Source organism: Streptomyces sp. R33, assembly GCF_041200175.1.
Taxonomy (GTDB): domain Bacteria; phylum Actinomycetota; class Actinomycetes; order Streptomycetales; family Streptomycetaceae; genus Streptomyces; species Streptomyces katrae_B.
This window is the reverse complement of record NZ_CP165727.1, coordinates 6,402,378-6,428,839: the sequence shown is the minus strand read 5'-3', so window position 1 is coordinate 6,428,839 and position 26,462 is coordinate 6,402,378. Positions and strand designations below refer to the sequence as shown.

27 protein-coding genes are annotated in these 26,462 nt (G+C 71.9%); 10 read left to right on the top strand and 17 right to left on the bottom strand.

The annotated features are described in order from the left end of the window. Positions 1 to 45: 45 nt before the first annotated feature. Both AB5J51_RS29580 and AB5J51_RS29575 read right to left on the bottom strand, forming a co-directional pair. A complete protein-coding gene (locus tag AB5J51_RS29580; protein WP_369779051.1) occupies positions 46 to 1,038 on the bottom strand; it encodes a hypothetical protein in 993 nt (330 codons plus the stop codon). 93 nt (positions 1,039 to 1,131) lie between these two features. Next, on the bottom strand, positions 1,132 to 1,944 hold the full coding sequence (locus tag AB5J51_RS29575) for an IclR family transcriptional regulator (RefSeq protein ID WP_369779050.1): 813 nt from the start codon (positions 1,942 to 1,944) through the stop codon (positions 1,132 to 1,134). A 146-nt stretch (positions 1,945 to 2,090) separates the two neighbouring features. On the opposite strand from AB5J51_RS29575, the gene AB5J51_RS29570 reads away from it, so the two are divergent. From AB5J51_RS29570 to AB5J51_RS29555, 4 genes are all read left to right on the top strand, one after another. Next, entirely contained in the window at positions 2,091 to 3,614 is a 1,524-nt protein-coding gene (locus tag AB5J51_RS29570) for an aldehyde dehydrogenase (NADP(+)) (RefSeq protein ID WP_136225976.1), read from the top strand. 124 nt (positions 3,615 to 3,738) lie between these two features. After that, entirely contained in the window at positions 3,739 to 3,960 is a 222-nt protein-coding gene (locus tag AB5J51_RS29565) for a hypothetical protein (RefSeq protein WP_266630431.1), read from the top strand. Positions 3,961 to 4,022: 62 nt separating this feature from the next. Then, positions 4,023 to 5,279 carry a TerD family protein gene (locus AB5J51_RS29560; protein WP_369779049.1) on the top strand — a complete coding sequence of 419 codons (1,257 nt, stop codon included), beginning with the start codon at positions 4,023 to 4,025 and terminating at the stop codon, positions 5,277 to 5,279. 114 nt (positions 5,280 to 5,393) lie between these two features. Continuing rightward, complete coding sequence (locus AB5J51_RS29555) at positions 5,394 to 5,570, top strand: hypothetical protein (protein ID WP_166663187.1); 177 nt, start codon at positions 5,394 to 5,396, stop codon at positions 5,568 to 5,570. Between the two features lie 110 nt (positions 5,571 to 5,680). On the opposite strand, the gene AB5J51_RS29550 is transcribed toward AB5J51_RS29555, so the two are convergent. Together AB5J51_RS29550 and AB5J51_RS29545 are read right to left on the bottom strand one after the other, a co-directional pair. Beyond that, positions 5,681 to 7,120, bottom strand: coding sequence for an alkaline phosphatase PhoX (locus tag AB5J51_RS29550; protein ID WP_133898381.1), 1,440 nt, complete (start codon positions 7,118 to 7,120; stop codon positions 5,681 to 5,683). A 190-nt stretch (positions 7,121 to 7,310) separates the two neighbouring features. Continuing rightward, positions 7,311 to 8,786, bottom strand: coding sequence for a hypothetical protein (locus tag AB5J51_RS29545; RefSeq protein WP_369779048.1), 1,476 nt, complete (start codon positions 8,784 to 8,786; stop codon positions 7,311 to 7,313). A 365-nt stretch (positions 8,787 to 9,151) separates the two neighbouring features. Between AB5J51_RS29545 and AB5J51_RS29540 the strand changes: the two genes are divergently transcribed. The 3 genes from AB5J51_RS29540 (at position 9,152) to AB5J51_RS29530 (ending at position 11,949) form a co-directional block, all read left to right on the top strand. Further along, positions 9,152 to 10,993 (top strand): endonuclease/exonuclease/phosphatase family protein, encoded by a 1,842-nt coding sequence (locus AB5J51_RS29540; protein WP_369779047.1) that lies wholly within the window; start codon positions 9,152 to 9,154, stop codon positions 10,991 to 10,993. 71 nt (positions 10,994 to 11,064) lie between these two features. Then, the gene (locus tag AB5J51_RS29535) at positions 11,065 to 11,511 is read left to right on the top strand and encodes a GNAT family N-acetyltransferase (RefSeq protein ID WP_133898379.1); all 447 of its coding nucleotides are present in this window, start codon (positions 11,065 to 11,067) and stop codon (positions 11,509 to 11,511) included. Positions 11,512 to 11,694: 183 nt separating this feature from the next. Further along, positions 11,695 to 11,949 carry a hypothetical protein gene (locus AB5J51_RS29530; protein ID WP_053785813.1) on the top strand — a complete coding sequence of 85 codons (255 nt, stop codon included), beginning with the start codon at positions 11,695 to 11,697 and terminating at the stop codon, positions 11,947 to 11,949. 138 nt (positions 11,950 to 12,087) lie between these two features. Here AB5J51_RS29530 and dapD read toward each other — a convergent pair whose 3' ends face one another. Together dapD and AB5J51_RS29520 are read right to left on the bottom strand one after the other, a co-directional pair. Beyond that, positions 12,088 to 13,068: a 2,3,4,5-tetrahydropyridine-2,6-dicarboxylate N-succinyltransferase gene (gene dapD / locus AB5J51_RS29525; protein ID WP_030292261.1), complete on the bottom strand. Its 981-nt coding sequence runs from the start codon at positions 13,066 to 13,068 to the stop codon at positions 12,088 to 12,090. Positions 13,069 to 13,077: 9 nt separating this feature from the next. Further along, the gene (locus AB5J51_RS29520) at positions 13,078 to 14,307 is read right to left on the bottom strand and encodes an MFS transporter (RefSeq protein WP_369780335.1); all 1,230 of its coding nucleotides are present in this window, start codon (positions 14,305 to 14,307) and stop codon (positions 13,078 to 13,080) included. A gap of 84 nt (positions 14,308 to 14,391) precedes the next feature. On the opposite strand from AB5J51_RS29520, the gene AB5J51_RS29515 reads away from it, so the two are divergent. Next, complete coding sequence (locus AB5J51_RS29515; RefSeq protein WP_053785811.1) at positions 14,392 to 15,267, top strand: winged helix-turn-helix transcriptional regulator; 876 nt, start codon at positions 14,392 to 14,394, stop codon at positions 15,265 to 15,267. 123 nt (positions 15,268 to 15,390) lie between these two features. Here AB5J51_RS29515 and AB5J51_RS29510 read toward each other — a convergent pair whose 3' ends face one another. From AB5J51_RS29510 to AB5J51_RS29460, 11 genes are all read right to left on the bottom strand, one after another. Continuing rightward, positions 15,391 to 15,945, bottom strand: a complete 555-nt coding sequence (locus tag AB5J51_RS29510; RefSeq protein WP_369779046.1) for a TetR/AcrR family transcriptional regulator — start codon at positions 15,943 to 15,945, stop codon at positions 15,391 to 15,393. Beyond that, positions 15,945 to 16,265 carry a multidrug efflux SMR transporter gene (locus tag AB5J51_RS29505; RefSeq protein WP_369779045.1) on the bottom strand — a complete coding sequence of 107 codons (321 nt, stop codon included), beginning with the start codon at positions 16,263 to 16,265 and terminating at the stop codon, positions 15,945 to 15,947. The genes AB5J51_RS29510 and AB5J51_RS29505 overlap by 1 nt, the downstream gene beginning before the upstream one ends. Before the next feature lie 42 nt (positions 16,266 to 16,307). Further along, positions 16,308 to 17,678, bottom strand: coding sequence for a hypothetical protein (locus AB5J51_RS29500; RefSeq protein WP_369779044.1), 1,371 nt, complete (start codon positions 17,676 to 17,678; stop codon positions 16,308 to 16,310). A 224-nt stretch (positions 17,679 to 17,902) separates the two neighbouring features. After that, on the bottom strand, positions 17,903 to 18,250 hold the full coding sequence (locus AB5J51_RS29495; RefSeq protein WP_030160393.1) for a metal-sulfur cluster assembly factor: 348 nt from the start codon (positions 18,248 to 18,250) through the stop codon (positions 17,903 to 17,905). Further along, positions 18,247 to 18,711 carry a Fe-S cluster assembly sulfur transfer protein SufU gene (sufU, locus tag AB5J51_RS29490; protein WP_030858995.1) on the bottom strand — a complete coding sequence of 155 codons (465 nt, stop codon included), beginning with the start codon at positions 18,709 to 18,711 and terminating at the stop codon, positions 18,247 to 18,249. The genes AB5J51_RS29495 and sufU overlap by 4 nt, the downstream gene beginning before the upstream one ends. Before the next feature lie 22 nt (positions 18,712 to 18,733). Then, entirely contained in the window at positions 18,734 to 19,990 is a 1,257-nt protein-coding gene (locus tag AB5J51_RS29485; protein ID WP_053785808.1) for a cysteine desulfurase, read from the bottom strand. Continuing rightward, positions 19,987 to 20,751 (bottom strand): Fe-S cluster assembly ATPase SufC, encoded by a 765-nt coding sequence (sufC, locus tag AB5J51_RS29480; RefSeq protein WP_053785807.1) that lies wholly within the window; start codon positions 20,749 to 20,751, stop codon positions 19,987 to 19,989. The genes AB5J51_RS29485 and sufC overlap by 4 nt, the downstream gene beginning before the upstream one ends. A gap of 7 nt (positions 20,752 to 20,758) precedes the next feature. Beyond that, the gene (locus AB5J51_RS29475; RefSeq protein WP_053785806.1) at positions 20,759 to 21,076 is read right to left on the bottom strand and encodes a bifunctional 3-phenylpropionate/cinnamic acid dioxygenase ferredoxin subunit; all 318 of its coding nucleotides are present in this window, start codon (positions 21,074 to 21,076) and stop codon (positions 20,759 to 20,761) included. Continuing rightward, positions 21,076 to 22,254 (bottom strand): Fe-S cluster assembly protein SufD, encoded by a 1,179-nt coding sequence (gene sufD / locus AB5J51_RS29470; protein WP_053785805.1) that lies wholly within the window; start codon positions 22,252 to 22,254, stop codon positions 21,076 to 21,078. Before sufD ends, AB5J51_RS29475 begins: the two co-directional genes overlap by 1 nt. 62 nt (positions 22,255 to 22,316) lie before the next feature. Then, positions 22,317 to 23,732 (bottom strand): Fe-S cluster assembly protein SufB, encoded by a 1,416-nt coding sequence (sufB, locus tag AB5J51_RS29465; protein ID WP_030292244.1) that lies wholly within the window; start codon positions 23,730 to 23,732, stop codon positions 22,317 to 22,319. Beyond that, positions 23,729 to 24,490 (bottom strand): helix-turn-helix transcriptional regulator, encoded by a 762-nt coding sequence (locus AB5J51_RS29460; protein WP_369779043.1) that lies wholly within the window; start codon positions 24,488 to 24,490, stop codon positions 23,729 to 23,731. The genes sufB and AB5J51_RS29460 overlap by 4 nt, the downstream gene beginning before the upstream one ends. A 210-nt stretch (positions 24,491 to 24,700) precedes the next feature. Here AB5J51_RS29460 and AB5J51_RS29455 point away from each other — a divergent pair, with 210 nt between their 5' ends. Together AB5J51_RS29455 and AB5J51_RS29450 are read left to right on the top strand one after the other, a co-directional pair. Next, positions 24,701 to 25,627, top strand: coding sequence for an ABC transporter ATP-binding protein (locus tag AB5J51_RS29455; protein WP_053785803.1), 927 nt, complete (start codon positions 24,701 to 24,703; stop codon positions 25,625 to 25,627). After that, positions 25,624 to 26,391 (top strand): ABC transporter permease, encoded by a 768-nt coding sequence (locus AB5J51_RS29450; RefSeq protein WP_136225968.1) that lies wholly within the window; start codon positions 25,624 to 25,626, stop codon positions 26,389 to 26,391. The genes AB5J51_RS29455 and AB5J51_RS29450 overlap by 4 nt, the downstream gene beginning before the upstream one ends. Positions 26,392 to 26,462 lie beyond the last annotated feature (71 nt).

Below are 26,462 nucleotides of genomic sequence, written 5' to 3'. Positions count from 1 at the left end.
TGCCCGCCACCCCCCTCGGCCCTCTCCCGCTCGCGCCGCTCCCCGTCACTCGGGGCGGCGGCGTGAGGCGAGGAACCGGACCAGGACGGCTGCGGCGAGCAGGCCGGTGATCATTTGACCAGCGTAGGTCAGGACCATCTCGGTGGTGACCGCCTTCGCGGGATCGGTGGTGCCCGCGCAGGAGATCAGGAGCCACAGCCCCCAACTCGCCGCGGCCGCCGCCCCGGTCCATGCGACGGCCAGCGCCCACCAGGCCTGCCGGGCCCCGCCCCGGGCCAGGTTCACGGCTCCCGCCCCGGCCACCAGCGTGCACATCCCGTAGGTGGCGAACACCACGCCCGTTTCGGGGTTGAACTGTGCGATCTGCGAGGCGCTGAGGCCGGCCGTACCTCCGAAGGCCCAGGTGAACTCCACCGCCGCCACGACCACGGCCAGCGCCGCCGCGGCTCCCGCCACCACCCCCGTGGGTGACGGGAGCCGCTCCCCCTGGACGCCCTGCCACAGGCCGCCCCAGCGCTCCCGCGCATAGGGGACGAACAGCGCGGCCAGGGCTATGGCCTGCACGATGAAACCGCCGTACACGACGTTGAACACCCAGGGGTCGAGGAAGGGCTCCCTGGCCGCCTGCGCGGCCGCGTCCGGCCCCAGCCCCACCGCTCTCACGAGGAGTTGGCCCGGGAACGCCACGACGATCGGCACGAGCAGTCCGGTGGCGACGAACACCGGGAGGGTCAGCAGCCATGCCGGTACCCGTCTGCCCCAGGGCCGGGTGAACACCAGGACGAGCACGATGACGGCCGCGTCCATGACCAGGGTGACGGCGTTCGCCGCTTTGAAGAACATCCCGGGCCCCAGCAGCACGCTGCCGTCCGGTATTCCGATGTGGCTCCCCGCCAGCCAGGCGCCCTTGAGGCACAGGTACGGCACGGTGGCGGCCACGGCCGCCGCCTGCAGGACCCTGCGCCAGGTCCCCGGGCCGGGGGCCGACGGCCGGGCCGCGTACGTCGTCTCGTCGGTGTTCACCGCTCGTGTGTTCATGACTCAACGGTCCCGTGCCCGCCGCCCCGCCACCTCCCCCGTGAAGGGGAACCGCCTCCCCCGCCCGGGGGAGGAACCTCCCCGTCCACCGCCTCACATGCGGCGGGTCGCCACCGACAGCCGGTCCCGCGCCTCGAACAGCGCCGCCTTGATCTTCTGCTCGTGGCCCGCCGTCAGCCGGGCCACCGGCACCGAGCAGCTCACCGCGTCGCGCGCCGGCGTCCGGTACGGCACCGCCACCCCGAAACAGCGCAGCCCGAGCGTGTTCTCCTCGCGGTCCACCGCGTAGCCCTGCTCCCGGACCAGCGCCAACTCGTCGACGAGCCGCTCCCGGTCGGTGATCGTGTGCTCGGTGACCGCCTCGAGCCGCCGCGGCAGGAGCGCCCGTACCTCCTCGTCGGAGTGGGTCGCCAGCAGGGCCTTGCCCAGGGCCGTCGAGTGCACGGGCAGCCGCCGCCCGACGCGGGTGAACGGCCGCAGGTAGTGCTGGGACTGGCGGGTGGCCAGGTAGACGACGCTCGTGCCGTCCATCCGGGCCAGGTGGATGGTCTCGGTGGTGTCGTCGGAGAGCCGGTCCAGGGTCGGCCGGGCCGCGGCGACGACCTCGTCCCCGTCGATGTACGAGCTGCCGACGAGCAGGGCCCGTACTCCGATGCCGTACCGCGTGCCCGTCGCGTCCGTCTCCACCCACCCCAGGTTCACCAGCGTGCGCAGCAGCATGTAGAGGCTCGACTTGGGCAGCGAGAGGTCGTGCTGGATGTCGGCCAGGCTGTGCAGTCCGGGGCGCGCCGCGAAGTGCTCCAGCAACAGCACCGTGCGGACGGCCGATTTGACGGCCGCCGGTGCTCCCGCGCCGCCCGGCCCCTCCGGTTCCGCGGCGGACCGGTCCGGCTCAGTCGTGGTCATTCGCCTTCTTGCCCCTCTTGTCTCTTGTCAACGCGGAAGGCCCGGAAATAGAGTCCGGAGCGGATGTGATCATTCATCCATCGGAACGGCGTTCAGAATACTGAACGCCACCGCGCGGGTCAGCGAGATCCAGGAGGCAGTGCGCCATGGCAGCAACACCAGTCTGGAGTGTGGACCCCCGTACCGGGAAGCAGCGCGAACAGGTTGCGGTGGAAGCCACATCCGGCGAGGTGGACGAGGCCGTACGCGCCGCCCACGCGGCCCGCGGCGCGCTCGCCGACCGCACCGCCCGCGCGGCCTTCCTGCGCGCGGCCGCCGAGCTGCTCGACGAGGCCGCCGACCATGTGATCGAGGCCGCCGACGCCGAGACCGCCCTCGGGCCGGGCCGGCTCACCGGCGAGCTCGCCCGCACCACCGGCCAGCTGCGGGCCTTCGCCGACGCCGTGGACGAGGGCTCCTACCTCGACATCCGCATCGACCGCGCCGACGCCGCCGCCGTCCCGCCGCGCCCCGAACTGCGCCGCTACAAGGTGCCGCTGGGCGTGGTCGCGGTCTACGCCGCCTCCAACTTCCCCCTCGCGTTCTCCGTCCCCGGCGGGGACACCGCGAGTGCGCTGGCCGCCGGCTGCCCGGTGGTCGTCAAGGCGCACCCCGACCACCCGGCCACCTCCGAGCTGTGCGCCTCGCTGCTGCGCCGGGCGGCGGTGGCGACGGGGCTGCCGGCCGACGTGGTCCGCGTCGTCCACGGGTTCGACGCGGGCCTGGAGCTGATCCGCCACCCCCTCGTCTCCGCCGCCGGATTCACCGGTTCCATCCGGGGCGGGCGGGCGCTGTTCGACGCGGCCGCCGCCCGTCCCGTCCCCATCCCGTTCCACGGCGAACTGGGCTCCCTCAATCCCGTCGTGGTCACCCCCGCGGCCGCCGCCGAGCGCGCCGAGGAGATCGCCGCCGGGCTCGCGGGCTCGGTCACGCTCGGGGTCGGCCAGTTCTGCGTCAAGCCGGGCCTGGTCCTGGTCCCCGAGGGCGCGGACGGCGACCGGTTCACCAGCGCGCTTACGAAGGCCCTCGGCGAGACCGAGCCGGGCGTCCTGCTCGACCACCGGATGCGGGAGAACTTCGTCTCGGGCGTGCGCGAGCGGGCCGCACTGCCCGGCGTCGGCGCGCCCGTCACCCCGGGTTCCGGCGGCGAGCACACCGTGGGCGCGGGCTACCTCACCGTGCCGGCCGGGGCCCTCCTCGAGGGCGGCGCCTACGAGGTGCTGCTCGAGGAGTGCTTCGGCCCGGTGACCGTGGTCGTCCGGTACGCCGACCAGGGCGAGGCGGGGTCGGTGCTCGGCCTGCTCCCCGGCAACCTGAGCGCCACGCTCCAGCTGTCCGCGGCCGAGGCCGACGGCGGTCCGGGCCCGGCGGCGGAGCTGATCGCACAGGTCACGGCGCTGGCCGGGCGGATCGTGGTCAACGGCTGGCCGACCGGGGTCGCGGTGGCCCCGGCCCAGCACCACGGCGGCCCGTACCCGGCGGCGACCTCGCACTCCACCTCGGTCGGCGGGACCGCCATCGAGCGCTGGCTGCGGCCGGTGGCCTACCAGTCGGTGCCGGACCCGCTGCTTCCGGCGGAGCTGCGCGAGGCGAACCCGCTGGGGCTGCCGCGCCGCGTCACCGGCGCCTGAGGCGGGCCGCGGCGGGCCCGGCCCGCCTGGCCCGGCCCGCCCACGGGCCGGGCCGCCCGCCCCCCGGGCCGTAGACCTGGAAACCCGTTGCCCGCCCTGCCCGCCTCGGGGCAGGCTGCCGGTCATGCCGAGACCTCACGGATTCACGTACGAACAGCGCAGCGACAACAGCGTGGTCATCACGCACCAGGGGCGGGCCGCGAGCACCCTGCGGGGCGGGCGGGCCGAGAAGTTCCTCGCCGAGGTGGAGTCGGGCGACGCGCAGCTCGTGATGGCCCGCTGGACGGGTGCGTACAAGTTCGGCAACGAGCGCACGGCCAAGAACCACCCCCGCAACCGTCGCTGAAATCCGCGGCGAGGGTAAGGGAACGGCAAAGGCCCTCCGGTCGTTCTCCCGGCATGACCGCTATGACCCCAGGTTCCAACCTGCCGCTCAACACCGTCCGTGTGACGGTGGACGTGGCTGCCCCGGTGCGGCTCGACGTGTCGGGACTCCTCCTCGCGGCGGACGGCAAGGTGCGTTCCGACGCCGACTTCATCTTCTACAACCAGCCGTCCGGGCCCGGCGTCAGCCACCGGTCCGGCGGTGGGGCGGCGCCGGACTCGATCACGGTGGACACGGGCGCGCTGCCGCCGGGCATCGAGCGGATCGTGGTCACGGCCAGTCCCGACGCCGCAGGTCAGACCTTCCAGGGCATCGAGCCCACCGCCACCGTGCGCCATGCGGACAGCGGCGCGGTGATCGCCACGTTCACCCCGCCGCAGCTGGGCACCGAGACCGCGCTCGTGGTCGTCGAGGTCTACCAGCGCGGCGGCGTGTGGAAGGTGCGCGCGGTCGGCCAGGGGTACGCCAACGGCCTCGCCGGGATCGCGACCGACTTCGGGGTCTCCGTGGACGAGGAGCCCACCCCGCCGCCCGCGGCCGCCCCGCAGGCCCCTGCCGCCCCGGTCACCCCTTCGGCCCCGGTCTGGGGCCAGACCCCGTCGCCGCCGTCCGCCCCGTCCACGTCCTCCTGGCCGAGCGCTCCCACGGCCCCCGCGGCCCCGCCCGCGCCGCCGACCGCGGCCCCTGCCGCCTCCGGCACCGGGAAGGTCAACCTCGACAAGGGCCGGGTCAGCCTCCAGAAGAACCAGACCGTCTCCCTGGTCAAGAACGGCCGCCCGCTGCTCTCCCAGGTGAAGATGGGCCTGGGCTGGGAGCCGGCGTTCCGCGGCCGGGACATCGACCTCGACGCCTCCGTCATCGCGTACGGCCCGCAGCGCAACCACATCGACAGCTGCTACTTCGGCAAGCTGTCCATCCTGGGCGGCGCCATCAAGCACTCGGGCGACAACCTCACCGGCGAGGGCGCCGGGGACGACGAGGTGATCGTGGTGGACCTCGGCCGGCTGCCCGCCGAGGCCACGGGCCTGGTCTTCACGGTCAACTCCTTCTCCGGCCAGAAGTTCACCGAGGTCGCCAAGGCCTACTGCCGCCTGATCGACGCGGCGAGCGGGGAGGAGCTCGTGCGCTTCGACCTCACCGGGGCCGAGCCGCAGACCGGGGTCATGATGGCCAAGCTGGTCCGCCAGTTCTCGGGCGAATGGGAGATGACGGCGATCGGAGACTTTGTGAAGTCGCGCACAGTACGCGGCATGGTCCAGCCGGGCTCGAAGGCACTCTGAGCAGGTGGGCGGGCACGCGGAGCTACCGTGACCGATCCGGCCCGAGGGCCGAGGTGATGGATTCCACCCTAAATCCGGAGGTGCCCGTCAGTGCCCGCCCGTAGCCTTGAAAGCATGTACAGCACACTCCGGCCCGCGGGACCCGCCCGTCCGTCCGCCGCTGAGGCGAACGAGGCGATACGGCACCTCGTCGAGACCCGGGTGGACGAGGAGTGGCCCTCCGAGGCGTACGAGTTCCTGCTCGAGGAATGGGCCGCAGCCAGCCGCGCCGAGGTCGCCGCCGCTCAGTGAACGACCGAAGGCTGCGCCGCCGCCCGGTGAACGGGCGGCGGCGCAGCCTTCGATCATGAGCACCGGCCGCCGGAATTCCGGCCTCCGGTCCGTCGGCCGCCGCCGCAGCGTCAGTGCGCGCGCCGCCACGGTCCGGTGATGGCCAGCATGATGCCGGGGTCCTGGATGTTGGCGTAGAGCGTGCGCCCGTCCGGGGAGAAGCAGACCCCCGTGAACTCGGAGTACTCCGGCTCCTCCGCCGTCCCGATGTTCAGCTCGTTGCGCGCCAGCGGGTAGGTGCGTCCCGACTCGGTCGCGCCGAACAGGTGCTGCAGGCCGCTGCCGTCCTCCGCGATGACCAGGCCGCCGTACGGGGAGACCGTGATGTTGTCGGGGCCGTCGAAGGAGCCGTCCTTGGCCGGGTCGGCGTTCACCCCGAGCACCACCATCAGCCGGACCGTGCGCCGCTTCGGGTCGTAGAACCACACCTGGCCGTCGTGCGCCGCGCCCGGGCTCTCCTCACGGGCGTACGAGGAGACGAAGTAGGCGCCGCCGTCGGCCCACCACATGCCCTCCAGCTTGCGGGCGCGGGTCACCGCGCCGTCCGCGAACTGCTTGCGCACCGGCACCGTCCGCGCGTCGCGGTCCGCGACGGTCACCCAGTCGACCCCGTAGACGGTGCCGGTCTTCGTCGCGCGCGAGAGGTCGTCGACGAAGCGGCCGGCGCTGTCGAAGCACTTGGCCGCGGCCAGCACGCCGGCGTCGTCGGCGAGGGTACGGAGCTTGCCGCGCCCGTGGCGGAAGCCGCTCGGCGGGGTCCAGCGGTAGAGCAGGCCGTTGGGCCCGGAGGCGTCCTCGGTCAGGTAGGCGTGGCCCTGGCGCGGGTCGATGACCACGGCCTCGTGGGCGTACCGGCCGAAGGCCTTGATCGGCTTCGGGTCGCGGTTGGCGCGGCGGTCGTGCGGGTCGACCTCGAAGGCGTACCCGTGGTCCTTGGTCATCCCGTTCTTGCCGGCGAGGTCCTCGGTCTCCTCGCAGGTCAGCCAGGTGCCCCAGGGGGTGGCACCGCCCGCGCAGTTGGTCGACGTACCGGCGACGCCCACCCATTCGGCGACCTCGCCGCCGCGCCGGACCTCGACGACCGTGCAGCCGCCGGCCGCGGCCGGGTCGTAGACGAGGCCCTCGGCGAGTGGGACGGGGTGGGCCCAGTTCGCCCGCTTGCCCTTGAGCTCGTGGTTGTTGACGAGCAGGGTGACCCCGCGGTGGCCCTCGAAGGCGGCCGTGCCGTCGTGGTTGGACGGCGTGGACTCGCCGGACTCGAGCGTGGTGACACCGCTGTGGGTGATCACGCGGTAGCTGAAACCGGCGGGGAGGGCGAGCAGCCCTGCCGGGTCCGCGACGAGCGGGCCGTAGCCGGGCTCGCAGGGCCGGCCCTGCTCGTCGCGCCGGGTGCTGTCGTCGGCCGCCAGCGCTCCCGGGGCGGTGGCGAGTGCGCCGACCGTTCCGGTGAGCGCGACTCCCGCGCCGGCGATGACGGTACGGGCGGTGAAGTCTCTACGGCTGAGCGGCATCGGGTCTCCAGGGGTGGGGAGGTGGGTGCGCCTGTCGTGCGGTCGTCGGCGCACACGCTCCCGCCCGCACGTGAACGGCGGCTGAACTACCCACGAAGGGAATCCAACCCCTTGCCGGTGGCCCGAATGGCCAACTCCGGCTCAGGAACGGCGCGTTCCGGCACCCGCTCCGGCTCTCGTTCCCCGCGCGTCAGGACTGCCGCGAGCGGGCCTTGAAGGCGGCCTTGCGGGCCTCCTTGGCGGCCTTCTTGTTCGGGTGCAGCCGGCCCATCGCCTCCAGCACGTACGCCGTCGCCGGGTGCTCCACCCGCCAGACCTGGTCGAAGAACCCGGTGTGGTGCGCGGTCAGCGACTCCATCAGCAGCGGCAGTTCCGCGGTCTCGCCGTCCGCCGCGAGCTGCGCCGCGATCGTGTCGACGGTCAGCCAGAACACCATCGCCCCGTCCGGCGCCGGTACGTCGGCCGCCCCGCGCTCGGACAGCCAGACCCGGGCGAGCCCGCCGAGCTCCGGGTCGTCCAGCACGGCGCGGACCGCCGGTTCGGCCTCCGGACCGGCCGGGGCGAGGGCCTGCTGGCAGCGCAGCCGGCGCAGCGGGCCGCCCTCGTCGGCGCCCCGGGCGGCGGCCAGCAGTTCGGCGACCGCAGCGGGCAGTTCGCGGCCGGTGAGCCACTGCTCGATCTCGGCCTGGGCCGCGCCCTCGGGGTAGCCGGAGACGGCGTCGAGGAGGGCGTCCGCGCCCTTGTCGGCCAGTTCTCCGACAGCGGGGGCGGTGACCCCGGCCTCCAGCATGCGGGCGCGGATCCCGTACAGGCCGAGCGAGGTCAGCCGCACCATCCCGTACCGGGAGACGTCCTCGTCGTCGGCCGCGCCGGCCGCCGAACCGGCGGCGAGCTCCTCGTCGTCCGTCGCCGCCATCAGCGCCTCGTCAACGGGCCGGAACTCCACGAGCCCGATCGGCTCCAGCTGCCGGAACTGGTCGTCGAGGCGCATCATCGCGTCCGAGACCTGCTCCAGCACGGCGTCGGTCGGCTCGCTCATGTCCTGCGGGATGACCATCGAGGCGGCGAGCACGGGCAGCGGAACCGGGCCGTCCGGGGCGCCGCGCTCGGCGACGGTGAGCAGGTAGAGGTTGGCGAGGACCCCGTCGAGGAAGTCCGCCTCGCGGCGCGGGTTCCAGTCGAGCTGGTCGAAGTCGATCTCGCCGCCCGCGTCCAAGGCGTCGACGAGGCCGTCCAGATCGGGCACGGAGGCGTCCGCGAGCACGGTGTCCAGGGCGGCCAGCCACAGGTCGAGCACCTCGCCGGGGGCGCCGCCGGTCACCAGGGCCAGGTCCTCGCCGGGCACGGCGGTGCCGGACTCCTCTTCGCCGTCGTCGTCATCGGGTTCGGTCACGTCGACCAGGCCGGTGTCCACGGCCACCCGCCAGGCCTGGCTCGCGAGGACCGCGCCTTCCTCGTCGGCGGCGTCGAAGCCCAGCGCGGCGGCGGCCTCGGGCAGCTGTGCGGCGACGAGTTCGCCGCCGATGTCGACGCGGGTGTCCGGGCCGGCCCAGCGGGCCAGCCGTACGGCGCGGGCGAACAGCGGGGCGCCGAGGGCGTCGCGGGCCAGTTCCGCATCGGAGGGCAGCCGTACGGGCGGCAGCGTGGCGTGCGGCTCTGCGGACATGGGGCGGTCTCCTCGCGGACGCGGTGGGGCGGTGGGCACGGCCGCCGTGGGGCTGCGGCCGGGCCGCCCCCGGGGCAGTGGGCACGGCCGCCGCGGGCGGCCGTCCGGCGCACAAGCGTAGACGCATATCGGGCGCCTCCGGCGGGTCATCTCCTTTGGTTCATCCCACAGTCAGCTTCCGTATCCCTTGGAGGCCTTGACAACTTCCCCGGTCACACAGGAAATTGACGCGCGTAGATCTATGGGGAACCACCGGGATTCCTGCGGATCGCCTGCGGCCCGGCCGCACACCCGCCGCACGTATCCCGCCAAAACCACGCACCACCCCCTTCGCTCGTCTCTTCCACACACCGGAGTTCCTGACCATGCGCTCCTCGCATCCCCGTTCCGCCGCCGTCTCGGCACTCGTCGCCACCGCCCTGGCCACCGGCCTGCTGGCGGGCACCGCCGACGCCGCCGAAGGCGCCGTGTCCGCCGATCCGATACGCATCCACGACATCCAGGGCACCACCCGGATATCGCCGCTCAACGGCAAGCAGGTCGCCGACGTCGCGGGCATCGTGACGGGCGTGCGCACGTACGGCTCGCGCGGTTTCTGGATGCAGGACCCGGAAGCCGACGACAACGACGCGACCAGCGAGGGCGTCTTCGTCTTCACCAGCTCCGTCCCGACCGTCACCGTCGGCGACGCGGTCAAGGTCTCCGGCCTGGTCGGCGAGTACATCCCCGGTGGCGTCTCCTCCGGCAACCAGTCGGTCACCCAGATCTCCAAGCCGGCCGTGACCGTCGTCTCCTCGGGCAACGCGCTGCCCGAGGCCGCCGCGATCAACGAGTACAACGTGCCCGCCGAGTACGCCCCGGCGGGCGACCCGGCCGCCGCCGGCAGCATCAACGGCCTGACCCTGGACCCCTCGCGCTACGCCCTGGACTTCTACGAGTCCCTCGAGGGCATGAACGTGAAGATCGGCACCTCGCGCGTGGTCGGCGCCACCGACCCGCACGCGGAGCTGTGGGTCACGGTCAAGGGCTGGGAGAACACCGCCAAGCGCGGCGGCACGATCTACGGCTCGTACGAGTCCCAGAACACCGGCCGGCTCCAGGTCCAGCAGCTCGCGCCGCTGGCGCAGCAGCCCTTCCCGGTGGCCAACGTCGGCGACAAGCTGACCGGCACCACCGAAGGCCCGCTGGACTTCAACCAGTTCGGCGGCTACACCCTGGTGGCCCGCACCCTCGGCACGGTCACGGCGGGCACCCTCGCCCCCGAGAAGACCAAGGCGCAGTCTCCCGGCGAGCTCGCGGTGGCCACGTACAACGTGGAGAACCTCGACCCGAGCGACCCGCAGGAGAAGTTCGACAACCTGGCCAAGGCGGTCGTCGAGAACCTGGCCTCCCCCGACATCGTGGCCCTGGAGGAGATCCAGGACGACAACGGCGCCAAGAACGACGGCGCCGTCTCGGCCGAGGCGACCCTGACGAAGTTCACCGCGGCCATCGCGGCGGCGGGCGGCCCGGCCTACCAGTGGCGGACCATCAACCCGGAGAACAACAAGGACGGCGGCGAGCCCGGCGGCAACATCCGCCAGGTGTTCCTCTTCAACCCGGCCCGCGTCTCCTTCACCGACCGCGCGGCGGGCGACGCGCTGACCGCGACCGGCGTGTCCAAGGAGAACGGCAAGGCCGCCCTGACCCACTCCCCCGGCCGCATCGACCCGGCGAACCCGGCGTGGGCCGACAGCCGCAAGCCGCTGGCGGGCGAGTTCGTCTTCCGTGGCCGCACGGTCTTCGTGATCGCCAACCACTTCGGCTCCAAGGGCGGCGACGAGGGCCTGACCTCGCACCACCAGCCGCCGGTGCGCAAGTCGGAGGAGAAGCGGCTGCTTCAGGCGCAGGCCGTGAACGCCTTCGTCAAGGAGATCCTCGCGGCGGACAAGAACGCGAACGTCCTCGCCCTCGGCGACATCAACGACTTCGAGTTCTCCGGGACGGCGAAGGCGCTGGAGGACGGCGGGGCGCTGTACGCCGCGGTCAAGTCGCTGCCGAAGGCGGAGCGCTACTCGTACGTCTTCCAGGGCAACGCCCAGGTGCTGGACCAGATCCTGACCAGCCCGGCGATCAAGTCCTTCACGTACGACAGCGTGCACATCAACGCGGAGTTCGCGGCGCAGAACAGCGACCACGACCCGCAGGTGCTCCGCTTCCGCCCGTAACCGCGGTGCGGACCTGAGCCGCAGGGGGCCCGGGCGCCGTCCCGTCCGGGCCCCCTGCCACACTTCCGGTCATGATCTTCCGTACTGCCACCCGTGAGGACCTGCCCGCCGTACTGGCCCTGCTGGCGGACGCCGGCGAGGAGGAGCGGGCCGAGGTCACCGAGGCGCACGAGCGGGCGTTCGCCGCGATCGAGGCGGACGCCCGCAACGAGATGCTGGTCCTGTGCGAGGGCGGGACGGGGACGGTGCTCGGCTGCCTCCAGCTGACGTACGTCCCGGGCCTCGGCCAGGGCGGGCGGGAGCGGGCGCTCCTCGAGGCGGTACGGATCCGCGCGGACCGGCGCGGCGGGGGGCTGGGCGCGGAGCTCATGCGACGGGCGGTGGCGCGGGCGCGCGAGCGCGGCTGCGGCCTGGTCCAGCTGACCAGCAACAAGCAGCGGTCGGACGCCCACCGCTTCTACGAGCGGCTGGGCTTCGCGCGCAGCCACGAGGGCTTCAAGCTGCGCCTGGCGGACTGAGCGGGGAGGCTTCCGGGCCGGTTCGGTTCGGTTCTGCGGACAAGTCGGGACTTTCGCCCCTGGCGTGACGCTCGCCACATCATCACCCATTCGACCCGGGTTGTGGTGTTGAGTGTCCCCACGCTCGACGCTCGACAGTGTCACCACGCTCGGCCATGTCCGCCCGTATCCCCGGAGGACCGCGTGTTCCCCTCCATCTCCCTCGCCCAGGAAATCGGCCTTGCCGTCCTGCTCGTGGCCGCCCTCGTCTGGGTGCTCGGCTTTGGCCACATGCTGTGGGACACCCGCTTCCACCGCCCGGAGCCCGGCGCGTTCGAGGGCATCGCGGTGATCCCGGCGCAGCGCACCGCTGCCGCGCACCCGATGGAGTCGGTCGAACTGACCGAGGCGGAGGAAGAGGCCTTCGCAGGCCTCATCCGCACCCTCCCCCACTCCTGACCGACCCGTCCCGCCCTTGGCCGCCCTCCCCCGCTCGGGGAGGGAGGGCGGCCCGGGCACCGGGAGACGCCGAACGCCCTCCCCACCCCTTGCCGGGGTGAGGAGGGCGTTTTGGCTGCTGCCGCCGGTGCGGGAGCGTCAGTTGTGGCTGTGGAGGACCTCGTTCAGGCCGCCCCAGACCGCGTTGTTCGGGCGGGCCTCGACCGTGCCGGTGACCGAGTTGCGGCGGAAGAGGATGTTGCTGGCGCCCGAGAGCTCCAGGGCCTTGACGATCTGGCCGTCCGGGAGGGTGACGCGGGTGCCCGCGGTCACGTACAGGCCGGCCTCGACGATGCACTCGTCGCCCAGCGCGATGCCGACGCCCGCCTCGGCGCCGATCAGGCAGCGCTCGCCGATCGAGATGATCTGCTTGCCGCCGCCCGAGAGGGTGCCCATCGTGGACGCGCCGCCGCCGATGTCGGAGCCGTCGCCGACCACGACGCCCGCCGAGATGCGGCCCTCGATCATGGAGGTGCCGAGGGTGCCGGCGTTGAAGTTGACGAAGCCCTCGTGCATGACGGTGGTGCCCTCGGCGAGGTGCGCGCCCAGGCGGACCCGGTCCGCGTCGGCGATGCGCACGCCCTTGGGGGCGACGTAGTCCGTCATCCGCGGGAACTTGTCGATCGAGGTGACCTGGAGGTACAGGCCCTCGGCGCGCGCGTTCAGCCGTACGGCCTCCACCTGGTCCACGGCGACCGGGCCCAGCGAGGTCCAGGCGACGTTGGCCAGCAGTCCGAAGACGCCGTCCAGGCTCTGGCCGTGCGGCTTGACCAGGCGGTGGCTGAGCAGGTGCAGGCGCAGGTACGCGTCGTGCGCGTCCAGCGGCTTGTCCTCGAGGGAGGAGATCACGGTGCGGACGGCTACGACCTCGACGTCGCGGACCGCGTCCAGACGGATCGCCTTGGCCGCGGCGGCGCCCAGCAGCTCCACGGCCTGGTCGGCGGTGAGGCGCTCGGTGCCGGCCGGGCCGGGCTCGGCGACCAGCTCGGGGGCGGGGAACCAGGTGTCGAGGACGGTGCCGTCGGAGGCGATGGTGGCAAGTCCGGCGGCGACGGCGCCGGTGGTACGCGTAGCAGTCATGCCCGAAACCTAACCGGCGACGGCCTGCGGTTGCGAACCGGTCTCATGTGCCGGTCGGCCCGCGTGTCGCCGCTGCCGCGCCGACACCCACAGGACCGCCCCGCCCGCGCCCGCCGCCAGCGCCGCACACAGCGGCCACAGCAGCCCGGGCGCGGCCGCGTACAGGGCTCCGCCCAGCGGCGGCCCGAGGACGACACCGCTGACCGAGACCCCTGCGTAGAGGCTCTGGAACCGCCCGATGGCGTGCTCGGGCGCCTGGTCGGCGACGTACGCGGTGGCGGTGGTCTTGTACAGGATCTCGCCGAGGCTCAGCAGCACCATCATCGCCACGGCGCTCGCGACCCCCACCCCGGGCAGCAGCGCCGCGTACCCGGCCCCGACCAGCACCAGGCCGGTGCCGATGACCGGGAGCGGCGGCCGGGCGCGCAGCGCGACGGCGGCCGGGAGCTCCAGCAGCAGGATGACCGCGCCGTTGAGGGCGATCACGAGGCCGAAGGCCCGGGTGCCCTGCCCGTGGTCGGCGAGGAACACGGGGAACGTGCCGTACTGCTGGCGGTAGACGAGGTCGGTCACCAGGATCGCGCCGAGGAGGACGAGTACGGCGGGCCGGGCGCGCAGCTCCGTCCACAAGCCGCGGCCCCGACCCCCGTCCGGGGCCGCGGCGGCATTGCGGGAGGCCCCGTGGGCGGGGACGACCCGCGCGGTCCAGAGGGCGAAGAACAGGGTCCCGAGGCCGTCGCAGACGAAGAGCCAGTCGTACGAGAGTCCGGTCGCGATCAGGGCTCCGAGGGGCGGGCCGAGGGTGAAGCCGCCGTTGGAGACGCAGCGGACCACGGCGAAGGCCTGCCGGCGGGCCCCCTCGGGGACGGTGACGGCGACCAGCGCGGAGTTCGCGGCCCGGACCACGCCGGAGGCGTACTGGGCCAGCGGCAGGGCCGCGTAGAGCCCGGCGGTGGGCAGGAGCGGGAAGGACATCAGGGCGAGGCCGCCGGCGGTGGAGGCGGCGAGCAGCACCCGGCGGTGGCCGAAGCGGTCCCCGTACCAGCCGCCGGTGAAGTTCCCGGCGACGAGGCCGACGCCGCCGACGCCGGTGACCAGGCCCGCCTGGGCGGCCCCGAGGCCGCGCGGGCCGGTCAGGTACAGGAAGACGAAGACGAAGGTGAAGCTGACGACGGCGTTGACGAACACGCCCGCCGCCAGCAGCCACACCGCTCTCGGCACGTCCTTGAAGCCTTGCACCACGCCCCCGCCCGTTGGTTAGTTCCTTTTGGGAACGGACTATGTCAGCATGACAGCCTTGGGTCAACGGACAAAGGAGTGCCCATGGCCCAGCGCACACACCTCGACGACGCGGACTGCGCCATCGCCCAGGCCCTCGACGTGGTGGGCGACTGGTGGACGCTGCTGATCGTGCGCGACGCCGCGCGCGGCGTGCACCGCTTCGACGCGTTCCAGCGCGAGCTGGGGATGTCCCGCAAGGTCCTCGCCGAGCGGCTGAAGCTGCTGGTCGAAGCCGGGGTGCTGACGCGCGAGCCGTACCAGGAACGCCCGGTGCGGCACGAATACCGGCTGACCCCGCGCGGGCGGGGGCTGCTGCCTGTCCTGGTGGCCCTCCAGGACTGGGGAGACGCCTGGGTCCTGGGAGAGGGAGAGATGACGGCGACGACGGAGGAGTTCTCGCGGGAGGCGGAACGGGTGCATGCGCTGCGCGGCACGCGACTGCCGGAGCTGGCGCTGCCGGACCGGTTCGGGGAGGTCCGGGATCCGGTGGCGGACACGCCGTTCACGGTCCTGTACTGCTTCCCCGGCGCGTATGCGCGGGCCGAGTCCTACCCGCCGGGTTGGGCGGGGATCCCGGGGGCGAAGGGCTGCACGCTGGAGTCGTGCACGTACCGGGACCAGCTGGCGGAGTTCACTGCGGCGGGGGCGACGGTCCACGGGGTGTCGACCCAGCGGCCCGATGAGCAGCGGGAGTTCGCGGAGGCGGAGGGGCTGCGGTTTGCGCTGCTCTCGGATGCGGAGCTTTCGCTGACGGCGGCGTTGCGGTTGCCGACGTTCCGGGCGGCGGGGGTGAGCCGGCTGAAGCGGTTGACGCTGGTGGTGGATCGGGGGCGGGTGGTGCGGGAGGTGTTCTATCCCGTTCGGGACATCGAGGGCAGCGTTGCTGCGGCGTTGGCCGCGGTGCGGGCTGCCGGGTAGCGTCGCCGCCGGGTGCGGGGTCCCGCTGCGCGGGCGCCCCTCCCCGCCCCGCCCCTTCTCCGCTTCCCGGGCTCTGCCCGGACCCGTGAGGGGCCCCGCCCCCGGGCCCCGGGCCCCGGCGCCTCAAACGCCGGCCGGACCGGAGCTCAGGATGCGCGCCAGGATGTCCCGTACGTACGGCTCGTCGTACTCCGTGTCCGTCAGCAGGACCTGGAGGCTGATGCCGTCCATCACCGCCACCAGGGCCCGGGCCGTTGGCGGGTCCACGCGGCGGGTCAGGGCCGCCGTGACCGACTCCGTCCACTCCGCCGCCACCGGGCGCAGCGCCGGGCGGCGCAGTGCCTCCAGGTACAGCTCGTACTCCAGCTCCGCCCGCGGCCGGTCCGCCGTCAGGAACTCCCCCAGCAGCCGCGCGAGCGCCCCCGCCAGATCCGGGTCATCGGCGTCCGGCACCGGTACGAAGCCTGCGTTCGCCTGGCGCAGCGCCGCGACCAGCAGGTCGTCCAGCGTCTTGAAGTGGTACGTGGTCGAGCCCAGCGGAACATCCGCCTCCGCCGCCACGCTGCGGTGGCTCAGCCCTGCGATGCCCTGGGCGCCCACCACCCGGATCGCCGCGTCGATGATCCGCTGCCGCCGGTCCGGGTCGTACCTGCGCCCGCCGGCACCCGCGGGGGCCATCAGTGCGCCCCGCCCAGGTTCAGCAGCACCACGCCGCCGATGATCAGTGCGATCCCGGCGATCTTCGCGGCGGTGGCGGCCTCCCCCATGAACACCATCCCGATCGCGGCGATGGCGGCCGTGCCGACCCCGGCCCAGATCGCGTACGCGGTGCCCACCGACATCGACTTCAGCGTCTGCGCGAGCAGCGCGAAGGCCACCAGGTACCCCACCACCGTCACCAGCGTCGGCCACAGCCTCGTGAAGCCCTCGCTGAACTTCATTGCGGTGGTCCCGGCCACCTCGGCGGCGATGGCCGCGGCAAGCAGTGCGTAGGGCATGTGTACGAGGGTACACATGCCCTACGCACCCACCTCTTCGCCTCAGTTCAGCGTGAACCAGGCCGCCCGGGCCTTCTTCCACTCCGGGTGCGTCAGATCCTTGGCCTCGATCCCGTCCCCGTACAGGTCCGCGGACCCGTTGTCCGTGATCAGCTGCACGCGCGCCCCCGCCACCGACAGGTCCGGCACGTCCACGACGGCCTCCCAGCCGCCCGGGTCGGTCGTCGGCAGGTCGGCCCGCTTGACCGGGGCGTGGCCCGCGACGCCGTCCCACTGGTAGAGCGCGTACGGGTCCGAGTTGTCGTCCGCGGCCCAGGAGCCGGCCAGGATCAGGTACTGGTTCGCGGCGTTCTTGCGGATGTCGCGGATCGCCAGCCCGCCGAGGTCGAGCTCGATGCCCGCCCCGAAGGCGGCCTGGGCCCCGCCGGAGAGCACCTTGTCGAAGTTCGTCACCGGCACGATCAGCGCCTTGCCGCCCGGCACCGCCGGGGCCAGGGGGGCGCGGAAGCCCAGGTACGCGGTCGTGGTCGAGCCCGGCGCGAACTCCAGCCCCTCCACGTTGAAGCCGTCGATCTGCTTGGGCGCCTCGCCCGCCGCCGTGCCGGCCGCGAAGCCGTAGCGGTTGCCGTTCGCCGTGTCCCAGGCCACCAGGTCGTCGCGGAGCTTCTTGTACGAGCGCCCGTACGCGAGCTGCGTACCCGAACCGGAGCCGCTCACCGTGGTGGTGAACACCGTGTTGCGGGGCGCCTTGTACTCGCCGTCCTTGTTGTTGCCGAGCGAGCCCGTCCAGTAGATGGTGTTGCCGATCAGGGTCGCCCCCTCGATGTCCACCTCCTTGGTGACGCCGAGCTGCGAGCTGAAGTCCCAGGTGCGCACGGGGGCGGCCGAGCGGGAACGGTCGTACAGGCGCAGCACGTTGCTCTCGTCGTCGGCGACGACGGTGTAGCCGCCGCCGACGTCCACGGCGGCGGAGGAGTCCGAGGCGCCGGTGAAGTAGCGGGCGTCGGCCGGGTTCTGCACCGCGGAGGAGGCCGCGTACGACAGGGTCTTGGTGGCGCTCTTGCCGCCCAGCCCCGTCACCTTGACGGTGAGGTCGGTGTAGCCGCGGCCGCGCGCGGTGACGGCCAGCTGCCGCACCGCCCCGGCCCCGGTGACGCTCACGTCGCCCGTGCCGGCGACCGAGGCCTTGCTCGACGCGGAGGCGCTGACCGTCAGCGCGGACACGTCGGCGCCGCTCTGCCCCACGGTCACGTTCACCACGGGGTCGCCGACCGCGCCGACGGCGCCGGACAGGTACGACGCGGACAGGCTGATCGTCGGCGTCCCGTAGGTCACCGCCTGCGCGGGCGCGACCGTGACCGTGCCGGCGACGACCAGCGCCGCGATCCCTGCGATACCAAGCTGCTTCTTCATCGGTGTCCCGTCCCCAGGAGTCGAGCCGAGCGCGAACCACGTCACGCCGTGACGGCCGACGAGCAGGTTCGGCCACCGTGGCCAACATCCGGTGCACGTCAATCGTCCGCCGGAAGAACACGGAGGGCCTCCCGGGAAGCTCCCGGCAGCTCCCCCGCAAGCCCTGGGGGAACGCGGAGGGCCCCCGGCACAGAGTGCCGGGGGCCCTTCGTGAAGCGGGTTGCTCAGACGTTGAAGCCGAGCGCGCGCAGCTGCTCGCGGCCGTCGTCCGTGATCTTGTCCGGGCCCCACGGCGGCATCCAGACCCAGTTGATCCGGAGCTCGCTCACGATGCCGTCCGTCGCCGACTTCGCCTGGTCCTCGATGACGTCCGTCAGCGGGCAGGCCGCCGAGGTCAGCGTCATGTCGAGGGTCGCGATGTTCGCGTCGTCGATGTGGATGCCGTAGATCAGGCCCAGGTTGACGACGTCGATCCCCAGCTCGGGGTCGACCACGTCGTAGAGGGCCTCGCGGACCTCCTCCTCGGTGGCCGGCTTGATCGACGCCTCGGCGGGCGTCGCGTTCTCGGTCATGCCGTCTTCCTCTCCGCGCCGTCGCCCAGTGCCTGGGCGGTCGCGTCCTTCCAGGCCATCCAGCTCAGCAGAGCACACTTCACGCGAGCCGGGTACTTGGAGACGCCGACGAACGCGACCGCGTCCTCCAGCACCTCCTCCATGGCCTCGTCGGGCTCGATCTTGCCCTTCGACTGCATCATCTCCAGGAACACGCCCTGGATCTTCTGCGCCTCGGCCAGCTCCTTGCCGACGAGCAGCTCGTTCAGCACGGACGCGCTGGCCTGGCTGATGGAGCAGCCCTGGCCCTCGTACGAGACGTCGGTGAGCGTCTCGCCGTCGTACTTCACGCGCAGCGTGATCTCGTCGCCGCACGTCGGGTTGACGTGGTGCACCTCGGCGTCGCCGTCGCGCAGGCCACGCCCGTGCGGGTGCTTGTAGTGGTCCAGGATCAGTTCCTGGTACATCGAATCCAGCTTCACTGCGTCGTCCTCGTCGCCCTCGTCAGCCGAAGAAGTTCCGTACGTGCTCCAGCCCGTCGATCAGTGCGTCGACGTCCGCCGGAGAGGAGTACAGGTAGAAAGACGCTCGCGTGGTCGCGGGAATTCCGTAGCGCAGGCAGACCGGGCGCGCGCAGTGGTGTCCCACGCGGACCGCGATGCCCTGCTCGTCCAGGACCTGGCCCACGTCGTGGGGGTGGATGTCACCGAGCGTGAAGGAGATCGCGGCGCCGCGGTCCTCGGCCGTCGTCGGGCCGATGATCCGCAGGTCGGGAACCTCCAGGAGGCGCTTCACCGCGTACTCGGTGATCGCGTGCTCGTGCGCGGCGATCTTGTCCATGCCGATCGCGCTCAGGTAGTCCACGGCCGCGCCGAGGCCGACGGCCTGGGCGATCGGGGGCGTGCCCGCCTCGAACTTGTGGGGCGCCGGGGCGTACGTCGAGGCGTGCATCGACACGGTCTCGATCATCTCGCCGCCGCCGAGGAACGGGGGCAGGTCCTCCAGGAGCTCCTGGCGGCCCCACAGGACGCCGATGCCGGTCGGGCCGCACATCTTGTGACCGGTGAAGGCCACGAAGTCGGCGCCGAGCGCCTGGACGTCCAGCGGCATGTGCGGAGCGGCCTGCGAGGCGTCGATCAGCACCAGCGCGCCGACCTCCTGGGCGCGGCGGACGATCGCCTCGACCGGGTTGATCGTGCCCATGATGTTGGAGACCAGCGTGAAGGAGACGATCTTCGTCTTCTCCGTGATGACCTCTTCGATGTTGGACAGGTCGAGCCGGCCGTCGTCGGTCAGGCCGAACCACTTCAGCTTCGCGCCGGTGCGCTGCGAAAGCAGCTGCCACGGGACGATGTTGGAGTGGTGCTCCATCTCCGTGATGGCGATCTCGGTTTCGCGGTCGACCCGGTAGGGCTCGTCCGCCCAGCCGAGCATGTTCGCGACCAGGTTGAGCGACTCCGAGGCGTTCTTGGTGAAGATCACCTCGTCGCGGCTCGGCGCGTTGATGAAGGCGGCGACCTTGTCGCGGGCGCCCTCGTACAGCGCCGTGGCCTCCTCGGCGAGCACGTGCACGCCACGGTGGACGTTGGCGTTGTGCTGCTCGTAGTACTCGTTCAGCGCGTCGAGGACCTGGCGCGGCTTCTGCGAGGTCGCAGCGTTGTCCAGGTAAACGATCTTCTTCCCGTCGTGGACCACACGATCCAGAAGGGGGAAGTCCTTGCGGATCGCCTCGATGTCGAGGAGGCCAGGCATCTGCGTCACGCGGTCGCGCCACCCTTCACGTACTTGTCGTAGCCCTCGGCCTCCAGCTGGTCCGCCAGCTCGGCGCCACCGGACTCGGCGATGCGGCCGTTCGCGAACACGTGCACGAAGTCGGGCTTGATGTAGCGCAGGATGCGCGTGTAGTGCGTGATCAGCAGCGTGCCGACCTCGCCGGTCTCGCGGACGCGGTTGACGCCCTCGGAGACGATGCGCAGGGCGTCGACGTCGAGGCCGGAGTCGGTCTCGTCGAGGATCGCGATCTTCGGCTTGAGGAGCTCCAGCTGGAGGATCTCGTGGCGCTTCTTCTCACCGCCGGAGAAGCCCTCGTTGACGTTGCGCTCGGCGAAGGCCGGGTCCATCTGGAGCTGCTCCATCGCGGACTTGACCTCCTTCACCCAGGTACGCAGCTTCGGCGCCTCGCCGCGGATGGCGGTGGCCGACGTACGCAGGAAGTTGGAGACCGAGACGCCGGGGACCTCGACCGGGTACTGCATGGCGAGGAAGACGCCGGCGCGGGCGCGCTCGTCGACGGACATCTCCAGGACGTCCTCGCCGTCGAGGGTCACGGTGCCACCGGTGATGGTGTACTTCGGGTGACCGGCGAGCGAGTACGCCAGGGTGGACTTGCCGGAGCCGTTGGGGCCCATGATGGCGTGCGTCTCACCCTGCTTGACGGTGAGGTCGACACCCTTGAGGATCTCCCGGGCGCCGTTCTCGGCCTCGACGGAGACGTGCAGGTCGTGGATTTCAAGCGTTGCCATGGGTGCCTCAGGACTCCTGGGTGAGGGAGACGAGCACGTCGTCCCCTTCGATCTTTACGGGGTATACGGGTACGGGGCGGGTCGCCGGCAGACCGGAGGGCTTGCCGGTGCGCAGGTCGAACGAGGACCCGTGCAGCCAGCACTCGATCATGCAGTCCTCGACCTCGCCCTCCGAGAGCGAGACGTTCGCGTGCGAGCAGATGTCGTTGATCGCGAACACCTCCCCCTCGGTGGAGACGATGGACACCGGCGTGCCGTCGAGTTCCACCCGCTTCGGGGTGTTCTCCTCGAGCTCGCTCAGCGCACAGGCCTTGACGTAGGTCATCAGACGGACGCCTCGAGCTCGGTCTCGATCTTGGAGAGCAGCCGCTCCTCGATGTCCGGGACACCGATCTGCTGGACGAGCTCGGCGAAGAAGCCGCGCACGACCAGGCGGCGGGCCTCGCCGGCCGGGATACCGCGGGCCTGCAGGTAGAAGAGCTGCTCGTCGTCGAAGCGGCCGGTCGCGGAGGCGTGGCCGGCGCCGACGATCTCGCCGGTCTCGATCTCCAGGTTCGGCACCGAGTCGACCCGCGCGCCGTCCGTCAGGACGAGGTTGCGGTTCATCTCGTAGGTGTCGGTGCCCTCGGCGCTCTTCTCGATGAGCACGTCACCGATCCAGACCGCGTGGGCGCCCTCGCCCTGCAGCGCACCCTTGTAGACCACGTGGGACTTGCAGTGCGGGGCGTCGTGCGTGACCAGGAGGCGGTGCTCCTGGTGCTGGTCGGCGTCCGTGAAGTACAGGCCGAGGAGCTCGGCCTCGCCACCGGGGCCCGCGTAGCTGACGCGCGGGTGCAGGCGTACGACGTCGCCGCCGAAGGTGACCACGATCGACTTGAAGGTCGCGTCGCGGCCGACCAGCGCGTTGTGCTGGGAGCAGTGGACGGCGGTGTCGTCCCAGTCCTGGACGGACACGACGGTGAGCTTGGCGCCGTCGCCGACGAGGAAGTCGACGTTGGCGGCGCGCACGCCGTCACCGGTGTGGTCGATGACGATGACGGCCTCGGCGAAGGCCTGTACGTCGAAGACGGTGTGGCCGAAGGTCGTGCCGCCCTCGCCGTGCAGCGAGACGCGCACCGGCTCGGTCAGGACGGCGTCCTTGGGCACGGTGACGACCGTGGCCTTGGCGAAGGACGAGAACGCCTGGGCGGCGATCCGGTCCACCGGGGTGCCGGCCTTGCCGATGCGCGCGTCGTCGCGCTCCACCGACTCGACGGTGACGCCCTCGGGCGCGTCGATCTGGGCCTTCATGGTGCCGTTGGCGACCGCGGTGCCGTCGTGCAGACCACGCAGGCGTGCCAGCGGGGTGAACCGCCACTCCTCCTCGCGGCCGTGGGGGACGGGGAAGTCCGCCACGTCGAAGGACGGGGGTGCGCTCATCCGGGTGGCGACGGTGGACTCGGCGGCCACCGCGATCGCGCCGGCGGTGGTCGACCCCGCCGGGATGTTCTGAGCCTCAGCCATGGCTGTCGTGTTGCTCTCTTCCTACGTCAATAACGATGTGCGGGATGGCGGGCGGGTCGGGACTAACCGACCGAACCCTCCATCTGCAGCTCGATCAGCCGGTTGAGCTCCAGCGCGTACTCCATGGGCAGCTCGCGCGCAATGGGCTCGACGAAGCCGCGCACGATCATGGCCATGGCCTCGAACTCCGTCAGACCGCGGCTCATCAGGTAGAAGAGCTGGTCGTCGGAGACCTTGGAGACCGTGGCCTCATGGCCCATGGAGACGTCGTCCTCGCGCACGTCCACGTACGGGTACGTGTCCGAGCGGGAGATGGTGTCGACCAGGAGCGCGTCGCAGAGCACGTTCGACTTGGAGCCGTGGGCGCCCTCGCCGATCTCGACCAGGCCGCGGTACGAGGTGCGGCCGCCGCCTCGCGCCACCGACTTGGAGACGATGTTGGAGGAGGTGTTCGGCGCCATGTGGACCATCTTGGAACCGGCGTCCTGGTGCTGGCCCTCGCCCGCGAAGGCGATGGACAGGGTCTCGCCCTTGGCGTGCTCGCCCATCAGGTAGACGGCCGGGTACTTCATGGTGACCTTGGAACCGATGTTGCCGTCGATCCACTCCATGGTCGCGCCCTCGTACGCCACGGCGCGCTTGGTGACCAGGTTGTAGACGTTGTTCGACCAGTTCTGGATCGTCGTGTAGCGGCAGCGGCCGCCCTTCTTCACGATGATCTCGACCACGGCGCTGTGCAGCGAGTCCGAGGAGTAGATCGGGGCGGTGCAGCCCTCGACGTAGTGGACGTACGCGTCCTCGTCGACGATGATCAGCGTCCGCTCGAACTGGCCCATGTTCTCCGTGTTGATGCGGAAGTAGGCCTGGAGCGGGATGTCGACCTTGACGCCCTTGGGCACGTAGATGAACGAGCCGCCCGACCACACGGCGGTGTTCAGCGACGCGAACTTGTTGTCGCCGACCGGGATGACCGTGCCGAAGTACTCCTGGAAGAGCTCCGGGTGCTCCTTGAGCGCGGTGTCCGTGTCGAGGAAGATGACGCCCTGCTCCTCCAGGTCCTCGCGGATCTGGTGGTAGACGACCTCGGACTCGTACTGGGCCGCGACACCGGCGACGAGGCGCTGCTTCTCCGCCTCCGGGATGCCGAGCTTGTCGTACGTGTTCTTGATGTCCTCCGGCAGGTCCTCCCACGAAGCGGCCTGCTTCTCGGTCGAACGCACGAAGTACTTGATGTTGTCGAAGTCGATGCCGGAGAGGTCGGAGCCCCAGGTCGGCATGGGCTTCTTGTCGAACAGCTTGAGACCCTTGAGGCGGAGCTTCAGCATCCACTCCGGCTCGTTCTTCTTGGCCGAGATGTCGCGCACGACGTCCTCGGACAGACCCCGCTTGGCAGCGGCGCCGGCCGCGTCGGAGTCGGCCCAGCCATATTCGTAGGTGCCCAGGCCATCGAGCTCAGGGTGAGCAGTCTCCGTGGTCATGCGGGGTTCCTCCCGGCCGTACTTGCAGATGCTGATGTGTCGGTCTGTGTGGTGCCCGCGCCTCGTGGGATGAACGTGGTGCACACCCCGTCGCCGTGGGCGATCGTGGCGAGGCGCTGCACATGCGTCCCGAGCAGGCGGGAGAAGACCTCGGTCTCCGCCTCGCAGAGCTGCGGGAACTGCTCGGCGACATGGGCGACCGGGCAGTGGTGCTGGCAGAGCTGTTCACCGCTGTGCGGACCGGGAGCGCTCTTCGCCGTAGCAGCGTACCCGTCCGCGGTCAACGCCTTGGCAAGGGCCTCGGTGCGCTCCGCGGGGGCGGCGGCGGCCAGGCGTTCCCGGTAGGTCTCGGCCTGTGCGTCCATCCGCGCCCTGGCGAAGGCGGCGACGGCCGCCTCCCCCTGCTCGCCTCCGCCGGCGGCCTGCGCGATCCAGCGCATGGCGTCCGCGGCGAGCGAGTCGTAGGACTGGTCGAAAGCGTCGCGGCCGCAGTCGGTCAGCGCGAAGACCTTGGCGGGCCGGCCCCGGGTGCGCGTGCCGTAGACGCGCTGCTCACGGGGCTCGACCACGTCGTCGGCGACGAGCGTGTCGAGGTGGCGGCGGACGGCGGCCTGGGTGAGGCCGAGACGCGCGGCGAGGTCGGCGACGGTGGACGGACCGTGGTCCAGGATGGAGCGCGCGACCCGGTTGCGGGTTGACCGCTCCCCGGTAGCGAGCTCCCCCTGGGGGGTCTCGATCATCCGTTCGCCGTATTTCACAACGCCATTGTTGCGTAATTAGTCGAGCCCCGACAAGCCGTGACCGACGCCACTCCTGGTGGCCTCCATCACTAAGGGTTACCTAATCTGTCCACGGAGAGTGAGGTCACACCCCCTGCCACCTGCACGGAACCCGCCTGCAGCCGCCCCGCGGCAGGCAGTCTCCCCCGCCGCCCGGACCCCCTTCTCCGGCTCCGTAGACTCACCCGCATGAGCAACGACCCCGCCGTGGAGATCCGCGGACTGGTGAAACGGTACGGATCCAAAACCGCGGTGGACGGGCTGGACCTCACCGTCCGCAAGGCCTCGGTCACCGCCGTCCTCGGTCCCAACGGCGCGGGCAAGACGACCACCGTGGAGACCTGCGAGGGCTACCGCCGCCCCGATGCCGGCACCGTCCGCGTCCTCGGCCTCGACCCGGTCGCCCAGGCCGAGGCACTGCGCCCGCGGATCGGCGTGATGCTCCAGTCCGGCGGGGTCTACTCCGGCGCCCGCGCCGTCGAGATGCTGCGCCACATGGCCAAGCTGTACGCCGACCCGCTCGACGTGGACGTCCTGGTCGAGCGGCTCGGTCTGGGCGGCTGCGGCCGCACCGCCTACCGCCGCCTCTCCGGCGGCCAGCAGCAGCGCCTGGCCCTAGCCATGGCCGTGGTGGGCCGGCCCGAGCTGGTCTTCCTGGACGAGCCGACCGCGGGTCTGGACCCGCAGGCCCGCCGGGCGACCTGGGACCTCGTACGGGAACTGCGCGCCGATGGTGTCTCCGTCGTCCTCACCACCCACCACATGGACGAGGCCGAGCAGCTCGCGGACGAGGTCGCCATCGTCGACGCGGGCCGGGTCATCGCCCACGGCAGCCCCGAGCAGCTGTGCCGCGGCGGCGCCGAGAACACCCTGCGCTTCACCGGCCGGCCCGCCCTCGACCTCGGCTCGCTGCTGAAGGCGCTGCCCGACGGCACCGAGGCCGCCGAGCTCAGCGCGGGCGTCTACCGGGTCACCGGCGCCGTGGACCCGCAGCTGCTGGCCACCGTCGCCTCCTGGTGCGCGCAGCACGGGGTGATGCCGAACAGCCTCTCGGTGGAGCGGCACACCCTCGAAGACGTTTTTCTGGAGATCACGGGCAAGGAGCTGCGCGGATGAGCGCCGGTACGTTCACCCCCAATCCGGGGGCCGCGCCCGTGTCCCGCATGATCCTGGCGCAGACGGCGCTGGAGACGCGGATGCTGCTGCGCAACGGGGAGCAGCTGCTGCTGACCGTGATCATCCCGGCGCTGCTGCTGGTGCTGTTCTCCGCCGTCGACATCCTCGACACCGGCGCCGGGAAGTCCGTGGACTTCCTCGCGCCCGGCATCCTGGCGCTGGCCGTGATGTCCACCGCCTTCACCGGCCAGGCCATCGCCACCGGCTTCGACCGCCGCTACGGGGTGCTCAAGCGGCTCGGCGCCTCGCCGCTGCCGCGGTGGGCGCTGATGGCCGCCAAGACCCTGTCCGTGCTGGTCACCGAGGTGCTGCAGATCGCGCTGCTGACGGCTATCGCCTTCGCGCTGGGCTGGTCCCCGCACGGCAACCCGCTCGCGGTCGCCGCGCTGGTCCTGCTGGGCACGGCCGCCTTCTCCGGGCTCGGGCTGCTGATGGCGGGCACCCTGAAGGCCGAGGCCACGCTGGCCGCCGCCAACCTGGTGTTCCTGCTGCTGCTGGTCGGCGGCGGGGTGATCGTGCCGATGGAGAAGTTCCCCGGCGCCGTGCAGTCCGTCCTGGGCCTGCTGCCGATCTCGGCGCTGTCCGACGGGCTGCGCCAGGTGCTCCAGCACGGGGCCGCGCTGCCCTGGGGGGACGCGGCCGTGCTCGCCGTCTGGGCCGTGCTCGGGCTCGGCGCCGCCGCGAAGCTGTTCCGCTGGGAGTGAATCGGCGCCCCCGGACGTTGGCCTGGCAGGAGGATGGGCGCCGCCCCGCGGGGGCGGTGCACACCAGGACG

Coding starts and splice junctions, on each gene's coding strand:
- AB5J51_RS29580 (WP_369779051.1), bottom strand. CDS start 1,038: ATGAACACACGAGCGGTGAACACCGACGAGACGACGTACGCGGCCCGG.
- AB5J51_RS29575 (WP_369779050.1), bottom strand. CDS start 1,944: ATGACCACGACTGAGCCGGACCGGTCCGCCGCGGAACCGGAGGGGCCG.
- AB5J51_RS29570 (WP_136225976.1), top strand. CDS start 2,091: ATGGCAGCAACACCAGTCTGGAGTGTGGACCCCCGTACCGGGAAGCAG.
- AB5J51_RS29565 (WP_266630431.1), top strand. CDS start 3,739: ATGCCGAGACCTCACGGATTCACGTACGAACAGCGCAGCGACAACAGC.
- AB5J51_RS29560 (WP_369779049.1), top strand. CDS start 4,023: ATGACCCCAGGTTCCAACCTGCCGCTCAACACCGTCCGTGTGACGGTG.
- AB5J51_RS29555 (WP_166663187.1), top strand. CDS start 5,394: ATGTACAGCACACTCCGGCCCGCGGGACCCGCCCGTCCGTCCGCCGCT.
- AB5J51_RS29550 (WP_133898381.1), bottom strand. CDS start 7,120: ATGCCGCTCAGCCGTAGAGACTTCACCGCCCGTACCGTCATCGCCGGC.
- AB5J51_RS29545 (WP_369779048.1), bottom strand. CDS start 8,786: ATGTCCGCAGAGCCGCACGCCACGCTGCCGCCCGTACGGCTGCCCTCC.
- AB5J51_RS29540 (WP_369779047.1), top strand. CDS start 9,152: ATGCGCTCCTCGCATCCCCGTTCCGCCGCCGTCTCGGCACTCGTCGCC.
- AB5J51_RS29535 (WP_133898379.1), top strand. CDS start 11,065: ATGATCTTCCGTACTGCCACCCGTGAGGACCTGCCCGCCGTACTGGCC.
- dapD (WP_030292261.1), bottom strand. CDS start 13,068: ATGACTGCTACGCGTACCACCGGCGCCGTCGCCGCCGGACTTGCCACC.
- AB5J51_RS29515 (WP_053785811.1), top strand. CDS start 14,392: ATGGCCCAGCGCACACACCTCGACGACGCGGACTGCGCCATCGCCCAG.
- AB5J51_RS29510 (WP_369779046.1), bottom strand. CDS start 15,945: ATGGCCCCCGCGGGTGCCGGCGGGCGCAGGTACGACCCGGACCGGCGG.
- AB5J51_RS29505 (WP_369779045.1), bottom strand. CDS start 16,265: ATGCCCTACGCACTGCTTGCCGCGGCCATCGCCGCCGAGGTGGCCGGG.
- AB5J51_RS29500 (WP_369779044.1), bottom strand. CDS start 17,678: ATGAAGAAGCAGCTTGGTATCGCAGGGATCGCGGCGCTGGTCGTCGCC.
- AB5J51_RS29495 (WP_030160393.1), bottom strand. CDS start 18,250: ATGACCGAGAACGCGACGCCCGCCGAGGCGTCGATCAAGCCGGCCACC.
- sufC (WP_053785807.1), bottom strand. CDS start 20,751: ATGGCAACGCTTGAAATCCACGACCTGCACGTCTCCGTCGAGGCCGAG.
- AB5J51_RS29475 (WP_053785806.1), bottom strand. CDS start 21,076: ATGACCTACGTCAAGGCCTGTGCGCTGAGCGAGCTCGAGGAGAACACC.
- sufD (WP_053785805.1), bottom strand. CDS start 22,254: ATGGCTGAGGCTCAGAACATCCCGGCGGGGTCGACCACCGCCGGCGCG.
- sufB (WP_030292244.1), bottom strand. CDS start 23,732: ATGACCACGGAGACTGCTCACCCTGAGCTCGATGGCCTGGGCACCTAC.
- AB5J51_RS29455 (WP_053785803.1), top strand. CDS start 24,701: ATGAGCAACGACCCCGCCGTGGAGATCCGCGGACTGGTGAAACGGTAC.
- AB5J51_RS29450 (WP_136225968.1), top strand. CDS start 25,624: ATGAGCGCCGGTACGTTCACCCCCAATCCGGGGGCCGCGCCCGTGTCC.